11 protein-coding genes are annotated in these 14,834 nt (G+C 40.2%); 5 read left to right on the top strand and 6 right to left on the bottom strand.

Translation table 11 applies throughout. The features are described 5' to 3' along the window. Positions 1-7: 7 nt before the first annotated feature. Genes ABWO12_RS05095 through tsaD form a run of 4 tightly spaced genes read right to left on the bottom strand, consistent with a single transcriptional unit; the run spans position 8 to position 3,564 of the window. Entirely contained in the window at positions 8-649 is a 642-nt protein-coding gene (locus ABWO12_RS05095; protein WP_353087703.1) for a DUF4159 domain-containing protein, read from the bottom strand. Next, positions 646-1,833, bottom strand: a complete 1,188-nt coding sequence (locus ABWO12_RS05090) for a thioredoxin family protein (protein ID WP_353087702.1) — start codon at positions 1,831-1,833, stop codon at positions 646-648. The genes ABWO12_RS05095 and ABWO12_RS05090 overlap by 4 nt, the downstream gene beginning before the upstream one ends. Next, complete coding sequence (locus ABWO12_RS05085; RefSeq protein WP_353087701.1) at positions 1,820-2,539, bottom strand: 16S rRNA (uracil(1498)-N(3))-methyltransferase; 720 nt, start codon at positions 2,537-2,539, stop codon at positions 1,820-1,822. Before ABWO12_RS05085 ends, ABWO12_RS05090 begins: the two co-directional genes overlap by 14 nt. 2 nt (positions 2,540-2,541) lie before the next feature. Continuing rightward, the gene (gene tsaD / locus ABWO12_RS05080; protein WP_353087700.1) at positions 2,542-3,564 is read right to left on the bottom strand and encodes a tRNA (adenosine(37)-N6)-threonylcarbamoyltransferase complex transferase subunit TsaD; all 1,023 of its coding nucleotides are present in this window, start codon (positions 3,562-3,564) and stop codon (positions 2,542-2,544) included. A gap of 106 nt (positions 3,565-3,670) precedes the next feature. On the opposite strand from tsaD, the gene ABWO12_RS05075 reads away from it, so the two are divergent. The 5 genes from ABWO12_RS05075 (at position 3,671) to ABWO12_RS05055 (ending at position 11,725) form a co-directional block, all read left to right on the top strand. Next, entirely contained in the window at positions 3,671-8,200 is a 4,530-nt protein-coding gene (locus tag ABWO12_RS05075) for a translocation/assembly module TamB domain-containing protein (protein ID WP_353087699.1), read from the top strand. Positions 8,201-8,351: 151 nt separating this feature from the next. Next, positions 8,352-9,338, top strand: a complete 987-nt coding sequence (pfkA, locus tag ABWO12_RS05070; protein ID WP_353087698.1) for a 6-phosphofructokinase — start codon at positions 8,352-8,354, stop codon at positions 9,336-9,338. A gap of 39 nt (positions 9,339-9,377) precedes the next feature. Next, positions 9,378-10,379 (top strand): type I glyceraldehyde-3-phosphate dehydrogenase, encoded by a 1,002-nt coding sequence (gap, locus tag ABWO12_RS05065; protein WP_353087697.1) that lies wholly within the window; start codon positions 9,378-9,380, stop codon positions 10,377-10,379. 70 nt (positions 10,380-10,449) lie between these two features. Beyond that, positions 10,450-11,301 (top strand): N-acetylglucosamine kinase, encoded by an 852-nt coding sequence (locus ABWO12_RS05060; RefSeq protein ID WP_353087696.1) that lies wholly within the window; start codon positions 10,450-10,452, stop codon positions 11,299-11,301. A 55-nt stretch (positions 11,302-11,356) separates the two neighbouring features. Beyond that, positions 11,357-11,725: a methylglyoxal synthase gene (locus ABWO12_RS05055; protein ID WP_353087695.1), complete on the top strand. Its 369-nt coding sequence runs from the start codon at positions 11,357-11,359 to the stop codon at positions 11,723-11,725. Positions 11,726-11,727: 2 nt separating this feature from the next. Here ABWO12_RS05055 and ABWO12_RS05050 read toward each other — a convergent pair whose 3' ends face one another. After that, entirely contained in the window at positions 11,728-12,108 is a 381-nt protein-coding gene (locus tag ABWO12_RS05050) for a RidA family protein (protein WP_353087694.1), read from the bottom strand. Between the two features lies 1 nt (position 12,109). Beyond that, positions 12,110-14,704 (bottom strand): putative LPS assembly protein LptD, encoded by a 2,595-nt coding sequence (locus ABWO12_RS05045; RefSeq protein WP_353087693.1) that lies wholly within the window; start codon positions 14,702-14,704, stop codon positions 12,110-12,112. Positions 14,705-14,834 lie beyond the last annotated feature (130 nt).

The following is a 14,834-nucleotide window of genomic DNA, read 5'->3' as shown; positions in this document are numbered from 1 at the left end:
GTGAATATTAGTTATTGAAAACGTAGTGAATTAGATTCGCCCCCATTTTCAGTGCTTTTTCGCGAACCTCTTTGGGGTCGTTGTGCACATCGGCATCTTCCCATCCGTCGCCTAAATCACATTCAAAGGTATACAACAGCACCAAACGATTGTTTTCAAATATTCCAAATGCTTGTGGACGTTTACCGTCATGTTCGTGTATTTTGGGCAATCCGGAGGCAAATACATTAGGGCCTTGAAAAATCGGGTGATTGGCGGGCATTTCTACCAAGTTTTTTTCAGGAAACAAACGCTTGATCTCTTTCCGTACAAACTCATCCATCCCGTAATTGTCATCGATGTGTAAAAATCCACCAGAAAGCAAATAATTACGAAGATTTGCAATATCTGCGGCACTAAACACCACATTGCCATGCCCTGTCATGTGTACAAAAGGATAGGAAAATAAATCGGGACTCGAGGGTTCTACAGTTGCCGGTTTGGTTTTTATTTTGGTGTTCAACGAACTGTTGCAATACCGAATTAAATTGGGTAAAGCGGTTGGATTGGCATACCAGTCTCCTCCGCCACTGTATTTTAACAAGGCAATTTCTTGTGCGGGGCTACTTAAAGTGGCAAGTAAACACAAACCTAGTATTAGATATTTCATAGTTTGGCAGCTTTTATTTCCTTGATGATGGTATCGCTTTCTGAACTGCTCCAACCCATTTGTTCCGACCATTTTTTGGCGGTTTCGGCAGCTTGAAGCGCTTGAGTTCTATCTTTCAATTTGAGGTATAATTTGGCTTTCACCAAATGTTTTTCGGCGTTTTCACTCAGCGCAATGGCTTTGTCGACCCAAGTAATTGCCTTTCGTAACGCATCGGGCTGTTGGATGTAATTCAAATACACCGAAGCATTTTCGATCAATTGGTTGGCATCTTTGGTGGCAAAGGTATCTGTTTTTTCTAGTGTAACCTGTTGGTAGCGTTTCCAATCTTGTACACTGGCATACAATTGTGTATCGTATTTGTACAATAACGAATCGGTTTTTCGCCACTGAATTTTCTCAACAAAAACTCTTTTTTTACGATAATTTAGGGTGTCCAACGCGTCGGCTGCACTTCGTAGGTTGTCTTGCACGGTGAAAATAATTTTTTTCTCGACCCGTTGTGGATTCGCAGCTTGCCCAAATTCTTTTTGATAGTCGATGATCCACTGAAATTCGGGGGCTTCTACCATATTGATTCCATTAGCTACAATGCGCCAATTCAATTCGGTAAATAAATTTTCTTTGGGAACTGTTTTGAGGTAGCGTTGTGTAATCGAAGTCGCATCAAATCCGGCTTTTCGAATGGAAGCGATGTATTTTAAACACGCCTCGGGATTATTCACATTGGCTTCGAACGCTGCTTTGAGTTGGGGCAATTGATTTTCGGTTTGCAACAATTTAGTGCCTTCATCAATAAAACTTTCCTTTTTCATTTCGCCTGAAAATCCTCCCCAATAGACTTCTTTAGAAGAAAAATACGCAAAGGTAGGATAGGAGCGCACCTTACAATCATTTTTAAATTTTTGCTTCAAAGCACTTCCCGCATCACTCTCGGCGTCAATGGCTACGGTAATATAATTTTGCGCGTAAAATAGCACTACATCGGTATCCTGTAAAACCGTATTTTTCATTTTTTTGCAATGTTCGCACCAATTGGCATAAAACATCACTACTAGCGGCTTGTTCTTTTCACGGGCTTCATTTTGTGCTTCAAAATAATTCCGATCTTTAAAAATAACGTTGGCTTGCGACCACCCCAAGGCACTAATCAAAAAGCAAAAAAGGAAACTATTTATTCTCATCCCATTCATTTTTAAACACCACACTATGACAGGCGACAATTGCAGCCGTTTCTGTTCGAAGTCGTGTATTACCCAAAGTTATTGGAACAAAACCTTTTGCACAAGCACTTTCAATTTCTTTAACAGAAAAATCGCCTTCGGGTCCGATTAAAATCAGCACATCCTCTTGTGTTTTCAGGGCCTCTTGCAACGATTGACGTTGGCTTTCCTCGCAATGGGCTATGAATTTTTGACCTGAAAAAGGAGCTTGTATAAAGGTAGAAAAGTGGATAGGCGCTTGCAATTCAGGGATATACAATTGATTGGACTGCTTCATGGCGGCCACTATGATTTTTTCCATCCGCTCGGTTTTGAATACGGTTCGTTCCGAATGATCGCAAAGAATAGGCGTGATGGTATGGATGCCAATTTCGGTTGCTTTTTCCAAAAACCATTCGTAACGTTCATTCATTTTGGTAGGCGCTACGGCCAAATGCAATCGGTAGGAGGCTGGTTTTTGATATGTACATTCCACAATTTCAACCGTGCATTTATGGTCAGAGGCCAATGTTATTTTGGTGTGAAATAAATTGCCTAAACCGTTGGTAACATGAATACTATCGCCTTCTTTTTTTCGAAGAACTTTAATGATATGCCGACTTTCTTCACGGTCAAACGTAAAGTTTTTTGTTTCGGGAGTAAGCGTTGAATTATAAAACAATTGCATAGTTAAAACGGAATGCGTGCTTTGGCTACCACATCGCGTGATGCGTAGTGTTGATTCAAATAACGATAATATCCAACAATGCCAATCATAGCGGCGTTGTCGGTGGTGTATTCAAACTTGGGACTGAATGTTTTCCAACCTTTCTGCGTACGCGCCTCCACCAAAGCTTGACGAATTCCGGAGTTGGCCGAAACCCCGCCTCCAATAGCAATTTGAAAAATTCCCGTTTGTGCCACGGCCATTTCCAATTTTTCCATAAGGATGGCAATGATGATATGTTGTATAGAAGCACAGATATCAGCCTTGTTTTCCTCAATAAAGTTGGGGTTGGTGGCTGTATTTTTTTGAATAAAATACAAAATTTGCGTTTTTAATCCCGAGAAACTAAAGTTCAGTCCGTCTACTTTGGGGCGTGTAAATGGAAAACGTTTTGGATTACCTTCTTTAGCCCATTGGTCAATCAAAGGACCTCCAGGATAAGGTAAACCTAGTATTTTTGCCGATTTATCAAAGGCTTCACCCACAGCGTCATCGGTGGTTTCGCCAATTACTTTTAAATCAAAAAAGTCATTCACCTGCACAATCTGTGTATGTCCTCCCGAAATGGTTAAAGCTAAAAAGGGAAACTCGGGTGTGTCATATCCTTCTTCGGTGATGAAATGCGCCAAAATATGGGCATGCATGTGGTTTACCGCCAGTAATGGAATTTGCAAACCCATGGCCATCGATTTGGCAAAGGACGTTCCCACCAAAAGCGACCCCATCAATCCGGGACCTTGCGTAAAAGCAATGGCATGCAATTGTTCGCGGGTGATGCCTGCTTTTTTGAGCGCAACATCAACGACAGGAACAATGTTTTGCTGGTGGGCACGAGACGCTAATTCAGGCACAACGCCTCCATATTCCTCATGGATGTGTTGCCGCGCGACAACATTCGAAAGCACCGTGGTATCACGCAATACAGCCGCTGCCGTATCATCGCACGAACTCTCTAGAGCTAAAATATAAATAGGACCTTGAGACATCAGGCACAATTTTTGTTTAAATTTGGTTTCAACAGCGTAAATCCTGTATTTTTACACCTTTGCAAAGGTACGCTTTTTCATATTTAGACCATTCGTAACCCTCATTTTGGAAGAGAAAAAAACAAATACACGCAGAAAAAAGATTCGGAAGATTGTACTTCGTACACTTTTGGCGTTGCTCCTTTTGTTGATTTTTGCGGCTATTGCACTCTCACTTCCGGTGGTACAAACGCTTATTGCTCAGTATTTTACCGAACAAATTAATCGTGATTACGGAACCAACATCCAGGTAAATCGCGTAGAGATTACCGTTTTTGGCGGTGTACAACTCAAAGAAGTGATTGTTCGTGACAGTACCCAAGACACCTTGATTTTTGCCCAACGTATTCGCACGACCTTATCGGATGTTAAATCCTTGATGGATGGCAATCTTTATTTTGGCAAAATGGAGGTAGATCAACTGCTATTAGATGTTAAAACGCCCAAAGGAAAGCGCGATACCAATTTGGATGATTTTGTAGCCGCCTTTGATGATGGGAAGCCTTCATCGGGCAAATTTCGCATGGTAGCGGAAGCGATTACCTTAAAAAACAGTACCTTCCGAATGACGGATTACAATCGAAAAGTTCCTAAAGACGTTGACTTTACACGAATTAATGCGGTGTTGTCCGATTTTAAAATTAAAGGTCCAAACGTATATACCCATGTCAATCGGATGGCTTTTCATGACCACCGTGGCTTGGATGTCACCCAAATGGAGACGCAGTTTACCTATACGAAGCAAAATATTCGGTTAGAAAAAACAGACTTAAAAACGGCAGAGTCGCATTTTAAAGGCGATGTCATTCTTCGGTATGAGCGAAAAGATTTTGCCGATTTTAATAACAAAGTTCGCTTCGACATCAATACCCAGTTGGCCTCCATTGCGACCAATGATATTCGCTTTTTTTACAGCGAAATGGGAAAAAACAACCGCATCAATTTTTCGGGTAAATTGGATGGAACGCTCAATAATTTTACCGCTCGGCGTTTGGTGTTGCGCGATCTATTGAATTCTGAAATTGTAGGTACGGTAAATTTTAGAAATTTATTTGCCACACGCAACGAGGGTGATTTTTACATGAAAGGAAAATTCAAAAAAGTTTCCTCCAATTATGACGATCTTACCGCATTGCTTCCCAATGTTCTAGGAAAAAAATTACCCTCTTCACTTCAAAAACTTGGTCAATTTCAATTGGATGGTACCGCCGAGATTACGCCCAAAACCATTGAGGCCGATTTTAATTTAGTGACATTACTAGGACAATTAAGTAGCAATTTGACGATGTCCAACATAGACCATATCGACAATGCTTCTTATTCGGGTGTTTTGGCCATGAATCAGTTTGATTTGGGTCGGTTTTTAGGGCGTTCTGACTTGGGTAAAGTAAGTCTTAATGTAACCGTGGATGGGAAAGGATTTGTTCAAAAATACTTGGATATTCGTTTTTCGGGAGGGGTTCAAAGTATGGACTACAATGGGTATACCTACCAAAACATTCTCGCTAACGGAAATTTCAAAAAGCCGTATTTCAAAGGGAAAATCAATATTAATGATCCCAATTTATTTTTTGATTTTGATGGTATCGTATACTTAAGTAAGAAAGAAAATGTGTATGATTTTCACGCAAGAGTGGATTATGCCAATTTGAAGCGTTTGAATTTTTCTAGTGATGAAGTCGCTGTTTTTCGTGGAGATATTGTGACCAAAATAACAGGGAACTCTGTCAATAACATGAAAGGGGATTTGATGCTGACCAACGCTTCATATATCAATCGTAAAGACCAATACTTTTTTGATTACCTCACGCTAAACTCGTCTTTCAATAGTGATAACGAGCATGTGGTCACTTTATATTCGCCCAACGAAGTCAATGGAAAAATTCAAGGCAAATTTGAATTTGAACAAATCGCCAAAATGGTCGAAAATTCCTTGGGAAGTTTATATGCCAATTACCGACCTAATACGCTCAAAAAAGGGCAGTATGTGAAGTTTGATTTTGTAGAGTTTCACAAAATAATTGAAATCATCAACCCAGAGATTTCGTTCAGTGAAGATGCGCGTTTGAGCGGGGTTATTCGCAGTGATGAGAACGATTTTAAAATGGATTTAACCTCCAAAACGGTTGATGTCTTTGGCAATCATTTGGATAATTTTTTACTGGAAATCGATAATAAAAATCCGTTGTACAACACCTATGTTCAATTAGATTCACTAAAAACTAAGTATTACAAGATTCGTGATTTTTCATTGATTAACACAACCGCCAAAGACACTCTTGCTTTTCGAACCGAGTTTAAAGGCGGCGAAAAAGGAAACGACTTTTACAATTTAAACCTCTACCACACCATAGATGCCCAAAAAAATAACGTGATTGGTTTTAGAAAATCAGAAGTCATGTTCAAAGACTATTTGTGGTATATCAATAGCAACGATGACGAAAAAAATCGGATTGTTTTTGATAAAAATTTAAACAACTTCCGCTTTGACGACTTGCTCATTTCGCATGAAAATGAATTCATGTCCCTCAGTGGATTGATCAATGATGGGCAAAAAAGTAAGGATTTAAAACTCACTTTTCATAATGTTAATTTGAATAAAATTACGCCTGATGTTCCGCAGTTTGTTTTTGAAGGAAAGGTAAACGGTGCCGTCAATATCAAACAAAAAGATGCGATTTATCAACCCATTGTACAAGTATCCATTGATGAGTTACTGGTCAACGATAATGTTTTAGGAGATCTTGGTTTGCAAATCAAAGGAAACAAGGATTTTAGTCGCTTTGACATTCATTCTACCATAGAAAACGAGCTTTTCCGATCGTTTACCGCCGATGGAAATTTGAGAACACAATCGGGAGAAACTTTTCTGGATTTGGATCTCAACTTCCAGAAATTCAATTTGGGCGTTCTGGATCATTTGGGAGGGGAGGTTTTGTCCAAGATAAGAGGTTTTGTCTCAGGAAATGCCCGTATCGATGGAAACATCAACAATGTGGATTACAACGGACGCTTGTTTGTGGATGAAGCCGGGGTTACCATTCCGTATTTGAATGTCGATTACCAAATGCAACCTAATTCGATTGTCGATGTAACGCAAGATCGATTTATCATTCAACGCACCCGAATTTTAGATTCGAAGTACAATACCGAAGGTACTTTACAAGGTTTTGTACGCCACAAACATTTTGGGAATTGGGAATTAGATTTGAACATTGCCTCCAATAGAATTTTGGCTTTAGATACTCGAGATAAAGAAGACGCTGCGTATTTTGGAACCGCCTTCATCGATGGATCGGCCACAATCAAAGGACCTACCGACGGTTTAGAGATTGATGTGGTGGCCACTTCACAAAAAGGAACCGATATTAAAATTCCTATCAATGATGCCGATGCGGTCTCGGAGAACAATTACATTCATTTTTTAACAAGCCAAGAAAAAAATGGCGAAATACCAAGAGATGCTGAGTTCATTCGTAATTACAACGGCTTGCAAATGAATTTTGAGTTCAATATCACCCCCGTAGCCAACATTGAAGTGATTTTGAATCGCGAATCCAAACATGGGATGCGCGGAACCGGGGTAGGGACCTTATTCATGAATATCAATACGCTAGGTAAGTTCGAAATGACGGGCGACTTTCAAGTATGGGATGGCTACTATAATTTTAAATATGGTGGTTTGATTGATAAAAAATTCAAGGTAAAACGATTTGGCTCCATTGTGTGGGAAGGCAATCCGTATCGCGCTCAATTGAATTTGGAAGCCGTGTCGCAAAATATAACCGCTAATCCCGCTGTTTTAGTCGAAAATGCTTCGTTCAATCGCAAGATTCCCGTAGATGTTGTAATTTCATTGAAAGGAACGGTTTTGGCTCCTGAACCCGATTTTGCCATCAATTTTCCCAATGTGAGTTCGGTGATGCGCTCCGAAATCGAAACCAAACTCAGCGACCGTGATACGCGACAAACGCAAGCGCTTTACCTTTTGTCTACAGGCGGATTTTTGAGTCCCGAGGGTTTAAGTCAATCCCAAATCACCAACAGTTTTTATGAAAAAGCAGGCGCCTTGTTTGGCGATTTGTTCAATGATAAAGAAGGAAAATTTATCCTCGATGTGACCTACAGTCAAGCCGATCGTACCGCTTTGACTCCTACCGACGGTCGTTTGGTAGCCAATATTACAACCCAAATCAATGACCGAATAACCATCAACGGTCGAGTCGGTGTACCTACAGGCGGCGTTTCGCAAACGGCGATCGTGGGTAATTTTGAAGCGCTGTATCGTGTCAATGAAGATGGAACCTTGAATTTACGTGTCTTCAACCGTGAAAATGACATCAATTATATCGGTCAAGGCGTTGGGTATACGCAAGGCGCAGGGGTGTCGTATGAAGTGGACTTTGACACGTTTAATGAATTGATTAAAAAAATCTTCGGTAAAAAAGCAGTGCAAGTCCAATCGGCTTCCCATGATTTACCTTCTGATTCGAGACATTTACCCGACTATATCGATATGGAAACGGGTAAGGAGAAAAAAGAAAAATCGCAAGAATTCCCCAAACCCAATCAAGAGGCAGTCCCTCACGATGATTAACGAGGCATTGATAAATTCGCTCTCTTTTATTTAAAAAACAATAAACTTATCAACGAAATCGTTTGAAGTTTACCGATTTTGTGAAATCGGTAAAAACCTACTATTCTATATCCTGTAGGTTTGCTAATTTTACAATATTAAAGTGAGGATTATGTCAAAAAGATTAAAAAAGATTGGAGTGCTAACTTCCGGAGGTGACTCCCCTGGAATGAATGCAGCCATTCGCTCGGTAGTGCGTGCTTGTGCCTATTACAATGTAGATTGTATGGGGATTTACCGCGGTTATCAAGGAATGATTGAAGGCGATTTTAAAGAAATGGGACCGCGTTCGGTGCACAATATCGTTAACAAAGGCGGTACAATTTTGAAGTCGGCCCGTTCCAAAGAATTTATGACGGTTGAGGGGAGAGCCAAAGCGTATGAAAATTTGAAAGAAGCGGGAATTGAAGCTTTGGTTGTCATCGGGGGAGACGGTTCGTTTACAGGGGCTGAAGTTTTTAATAAAGAATATAAAATTCCTGTGATCGGAATTCCAGGTACGATTGATAACGATATTTTCGGAACCAGTCACACGCTAGGTTACGATACAGCATTAAATACCGTAGTCGAAGTAATTGACAAAATTCGCGATACAGCCAGTTCCCACAACCGTTTATTTTTTGTGGAAGTAATGGGCCGTGATGCCGGTCATATTGCTTTAAATGCGGGAATCGGTGCGGGTGCCGAAGAAATTCTTATTCCCGAAGAAGATTTGGGATTGGAGCGTCTGCTCGAATCATTACGACGCAGTAAATTATCGGGCAAATCTTCTTCTATCGTAGTGGTAGCGGAAGGCGATAAAATCGGTAAAAATGTCTTTGAATTAAAAGATTATGTCGAACAAAACATGCCCGAATATGATGTTCGAGTATCTGTACTAGGACACATGCAACGCGGCGGTTCACCTTCTTGTTTTGACCGGGTACTTGCCTCGCGATTAGGAGTAAAAGCAGTCGAATCACTTTTGGAAGGCAAGTCCAATTTCATGGTTGGCTTACTCAACGATAAAGTAGCGCTCACCCCTTTGGATCAAGCGATTAAGGGACATACCGAAATCGATTTGGAATTGGTACGCGTGTCCGATATCATGACAATCTAAGTTGTAAATAATCAAGTTTAAATCATAAATAAAGAGAAAATGTCTAAAGTGAAATTGGGAATAAACGGTTTCGGTCGTATTGGTCGTATCGTTTTTAGAGAAACCTATAATAGAGATAATGTAGAAGTTGTAGCCATCAACGATCTTTTAGATGTTGATCATTTGGCGTATTTGTTAAAATATGACTCAGTACACGGACGTTTCAATGGAACGGTGGACGTAAGAGACGGAAAATTGTATGTCAACGATAAGTATATTCGTGTAACTGCGCAAAAGGATCCTGCGTTTATTCAGTGGGATGAATTAGGGGTCGATGTTGTTGCGGAATGTACCGGATTCTTTACTACGGTAGAAACGGCGAGTGCGCACTTGAAAGGGGGCGCCAAAAAAGTAATCATTTCAGCACCTTCAGCCGATGCTCCCATGTTTGTTATGGGCGTAAACCATACAGAAGTTAAATCTACCGATTTGGTGGTTTCAAATGCTTCCTGTACAACCAACTGCTTGGCACCTTTAGCCAAAGTAATTCATGACAATTTCGGTATTGTCGAAGGGTTAATGACGACTGTACACGCGACAACGTCAACACAAATGACTGCTGACGGACCCTCACGTAAAGATTGGCGCGGAGGACGTGCAGCTAGTGTAAACATTATTCCTTCGTCGACAGGTGCGGCCAAAGCGGTTGGAAAAGTCATTCCTTCGTTGAATGGTAAGCTTACCGGAATGTCGTTCCGTGTTCCAACGGTAGACGTTTCAGTTGTCGATTTGACTGTAAAAGTAGCCAAAGAAACTTCGTATGAGGAAATCATGGCGGTCTTGAAGAAAGCTTCTGAAAATGAAATGAAAGGCATCCTTGGTTTTACTGAAGATGATGTGGTATCGCAGGATTTTGTTGGCGATGCACGTACATCGGTAGTTGATGCGAAAGCGGGTATCGGATTGAATTCGACCTTCTTCAAATTGGTGTCTTGGTATGATAATGAATACGGATACTCTAGCAAGTTGATTGATTTAGCAGTACATATTGCTGCGCTATAAATATAAAATCCCGAAAGTGTTTGCGTGATAAACCTTTCGGGATTTTTTGTGACTAACCAAACCCAAACCTATGAAATTATTAGTAGATAGTGGATCAACCAAAGCCGATTGGATTGCTATTGATGAAAGTGGTAAAGTTTTGTTTACTACACAATCGTTGGGATTAAATCCTGAAGTTTTGGACAAGGCCGAAATTATAGATCGTTTAGATGATAAGTTCGACATTTCCCACAACAAAGACAAAGCCACTCATTTGTACTTTTATGGTGCTGGCTGTGGCACCGACCGTATGAAAGATTTTTTAACGGAGGTTTTTCAAGAATACTTTACCCAAGCCATCGTGTCGGTTTATGAAGATACCTATGCCGCCGTTTATGCAACCACTCCCAAAGATGAAGAAGCCATTGTATGCATCTTGGGAACAGGGTCAAATTGCAGCTATTTTGATGGTAAAGTCTTGCATCAAAAAGTGCAATCCCTAGGTTATATCGCTATGGACGACTGTTCTGGGAATCGTTTTGGACGCCATTTGATTCGCGGGTACTATTTTAACAAAATGCCCAAAGAATTGGCATTAGATTTTGAAGAAGAGTACAATGTTGATCCTGATTATATCAAACATAATTTGTACAAAGAACCCAATCCGAATGCGTATTTGGCTACATTTGCTAAGTTTTTAATCAAACATAAAGATCACCCGTTCTGTCAAAAGTATATTGAGATGGAAATGGTTGATTTTGTTGAAAATTATATCAAGCAATACCCGCAACATACCTCAATTCCGGTTCACTTTGTAGGTTCAATCGCCTTCTATTTAAAAGAAGAACTCACCGCCATTTTAAGTCGTTACAATATTCAAATTGGAAATGTTTTGCGACGCCCTATTGACGGATTAATTGCCTATCACATTTTAAACAAATAACAATTCACTTTAAAACTCCATTTATTTGGAGTTTTTTTATGCAAAAAAAATACCTATGGAAATTGCCATTATTGCCCACGACGGGAAGAAAGCCGATATGGTTCAGTTTTTAAACGAAAACAAAGCCTTATTGCAACAAGAAGGTGTCAAAATCATTGCTACGGGAACTACAGGAAGTAAAGCAATGGCAGCTGGATTCAAGGTGAAACGCTATTTGTCGGGACCCATGGGGGGTGATGCACAAATTGCTGCTCGTGTCGCCGAGGGGAAAACACAAATGGTGCTGTTTTTTAAAGACCCTGCATCCAGTCACGCACATGAAGCCGATATCAACATGCTTATTCGCATTTGCGACGTTCATAATGTTCCCCTTGCCACCAATGAAGCTACAGCAAAACGATTGGTTGAAACGTTACGGAAATAATGTTATTTGATGGCAATCATGGAGATTTCCACATTGACATTTTTGGGCAAACAAGCGACTTGAACGGTTTCTCGAGCAGGCGCTGTTTTTTCGTCAAAATAACGCCCATACACAGCATTGATACGCGCAAAATCTCCCATATTCATGATGAAAATGGTAGTTTTTACCACGTGTGAAAAATCCATTTCCGCAGCAGCCAAAACGGCTTTCATGTTTTCCATAACTTGTTGGGTCTCTGTTTCGATATCCTTGAGGACTAATTCGCCTGATGCGGGGTGAAGCGCAATTTGCCCTGAAGTATAAAGTGTATTGCCTACCAACACCGCTTGATTATAAGGGCCAATAGGAGCAGGAGCGTTTTCTGTAAAAATGATTTTTTTCATATTAACGTAAGGTTCGGTCCGGTTGTGAATTTTTATCCCACTTGATGTCACTCAACATCCCTGACTTGATTCCGATGAAAAAGCCCCAGAATTGATTCAAGCCAAAAGGACTCCAATTGAAGTTCATACTCCAACTGTCTAAGTCTCTGTTGATGCGTAAGTTCGTGGCGACAATACCATTATTCTTGAAGTCATACCCTGTTGAAACTCCCAAAGTCCATTTGGAGGTTAGGGTAGTATTGGCTGCAATCATTAGCGAATTTCCAACAATCTCATTTTGACCGCGATCATTGGCATAGGTAAGGGCGTAAGCTAAGTTAATATCCCAGGGAATAATCGACTTGTAAAAGCCCGCAAAGGTATCCTCTTTTTCCTCTTTATCCTCCATACGATTGATTTCTTCATTGGCCCCAAACAAATTGTCTGCGCGTCCTCCGTTGCGCAACCCTTGCACATTTTCTTTAGGTGCCTCACCCGTGCTGTTGAAGGTGTAATTAATGGTTACATTGGCACTTGTCATGCGCAAAAAGCCTCCATTGTCCCAAACAAATTTTTCGACCCGAACATTGGACTCATTCAATTGGTAGGGGTCAAATACAGCTGCGAAATTGACACTCATTTTTTCTTTAAACAATGAAGTACCTCCAGTCATATTGAACGTTCCCAAACGAAAAGTAGGTGCTGCAAAATTATAGCGCGTACCTACCGTAAGATTGTTCAATAAAAATATTTTTTTTAATTCCGTCTTGGTAGTATCCCGGTCGCGAACTTTTGCTTCCAAAACATTTACAATGGATAAATCTAAGGCGTTTGACAATGCATTGGAAGGAGCACCATAAATGCCACTTTCAAATCGGGTATACCGCAATACCGTTCCCGCACTATTGGAAACATAATTGTCAAAATATTGATCAAATCCGGGGGTATACGAGTGAGTCAGCGTGGGTCGGATGGTATGGCGAATGGCTTTGAGACGACCCTCGCCTTTAAATTTAAAATTTCCATAAATAGTGGTTCCCACAGAATTATTGATGGAATAGGTTCGAAAGGCATCAATCCCGCTAACTTGAGTGGTAACTACTTCATCGGCTGCTGCATCGTAGCCTTTACGAATGGTTTTGTTGACCCAAACTTCATTGTAATTGAGGGATGTAGTCACGCTAAAAAACTGAAACAACTTGAAATTTGTTTGTAGCGGTATCGAATGTTGCATACCGATTTGTGCCGTGTCAAACATTTCTTTTCGGAAGAAAAATTCTTCTTGAACTCGAAATTGATTTCGTCCGTTGACATTGTATTGAAAGTTGATGTTCTGAATAATACCTTTTTTGACACCACTTTTAGGAGCAAAAGGAAAAATTCGGTCCACACTTCCCTGTAACGTGGGCAAGGTCATGTCAATTTGTTGCGTTTGGTTGTTTTGGGTATGCGTTGCAGAAGCTGTAATGTTTATTTGCGGTTCGGTATTGAACGTTTTGGAATACGTAATCGACGAACTCAAGGTGTTGTTCAACTGCGAACCCAAGTTGTTAATATTTAATGATTGTTGAAAATAGCGGCTACTTCCCAAGTTGACCGAAGCTGAAAACCGTGAACTTGGATTTGATTTGGCATCTTTCGAGTGGTTCCACTGAATGTTGTATATGTTCTGTTTGGCATACCCCGGAAATCCGCGTTCACCGGAGATTTGATTTTCAAAACGCAAATTAAACGTACCGTTAAAATGATACCGTTTGGCATAATTGGTCTCGGCCCGTAAAGCATAACTTCCGTTGGTGAAATAATCACCCAACAAAGCCAAATCATAATGGTCACTTAAAGCAAAGTAGTATCCTCCATTTTGTAAAAAGAAGCCACGGGAATTACTTTGTCCATAGGCAGGAATGATAATTCCAGAGCGGGCTTTAGTTGTAATCGGGAAAAAGGCAAAAGGCACCGCAATAGGAGTGGGGACATTATAAATGTACATGTTGGTAAATCCCACCACAACTTTTTTATTGGGAACAAATTTTACCTTTCGGGCCAAAAAATAGTACTCAGGATCTTCCACATTTTCAGAAGTCGTAAACCGCGCTCCCTTCATAAAATACACCGAATCATTTTCTTTTTTGGAGATTTCAGCGAGGATGTTTAATTCTTGTTGTTTGGTGCGCGAATTCCAAACTTTGGCTTTTTTGGTTTTAAAATTAAACCGAATCGAGTCGGGTTCAACCACTGTAGCACCTTGTTTGAAAACGGGATATTGAATGTAATTTCCCGCAGTATCTTTCAAACGACCGGCATATACTTCATCATTTTTATAATCAAAAACAATAATTCCCGCCTTCAATTCGTAATCCATGTACTTCAAAACAGCCTCATCCATCATGGTGATGATTTGCTTTTTTTGGTCAAACTTTACATAGGATTTTCCGTAATATTCGACGATACTTTCCAGGTACTTCTTGCTTTTAAGATTCGAATCGGTTGGGGTAACTTTGATTAATTTTTCGTTGGGAGTCGATGAATTTGAAGTAGTTACCTGACTATAGCTGCTTGAGATCCCCAATGTTAGGAAAACGGCTAATAAAACGATATAAAATATCTTGGTACGCAACAGGATTAATACTATTTTTGTAAAAATGTGGTCCGATTTTTGACGGGCAAACTTACATATTATTTCGTCAAAAATAGCTAATAAATTATTTTATCCCTTTACGGATTTAATTTAAATTAACGATTAGAAT

The organism is Flavobacterium sp. (assembly GCF_040379285.1).
In the GTDB taxonomy this organism is placed as follows: Bacteria; Bacteroidota; Bacteroidia; order Flavobacteriales; family Flavobacteriaceae; genus Flavobacterium.
The sequence above is the reverse complement of the archived record's forward strand: the minus strand, read 5'-3'. Positions and strand labels throughout refer to the sequence as shown.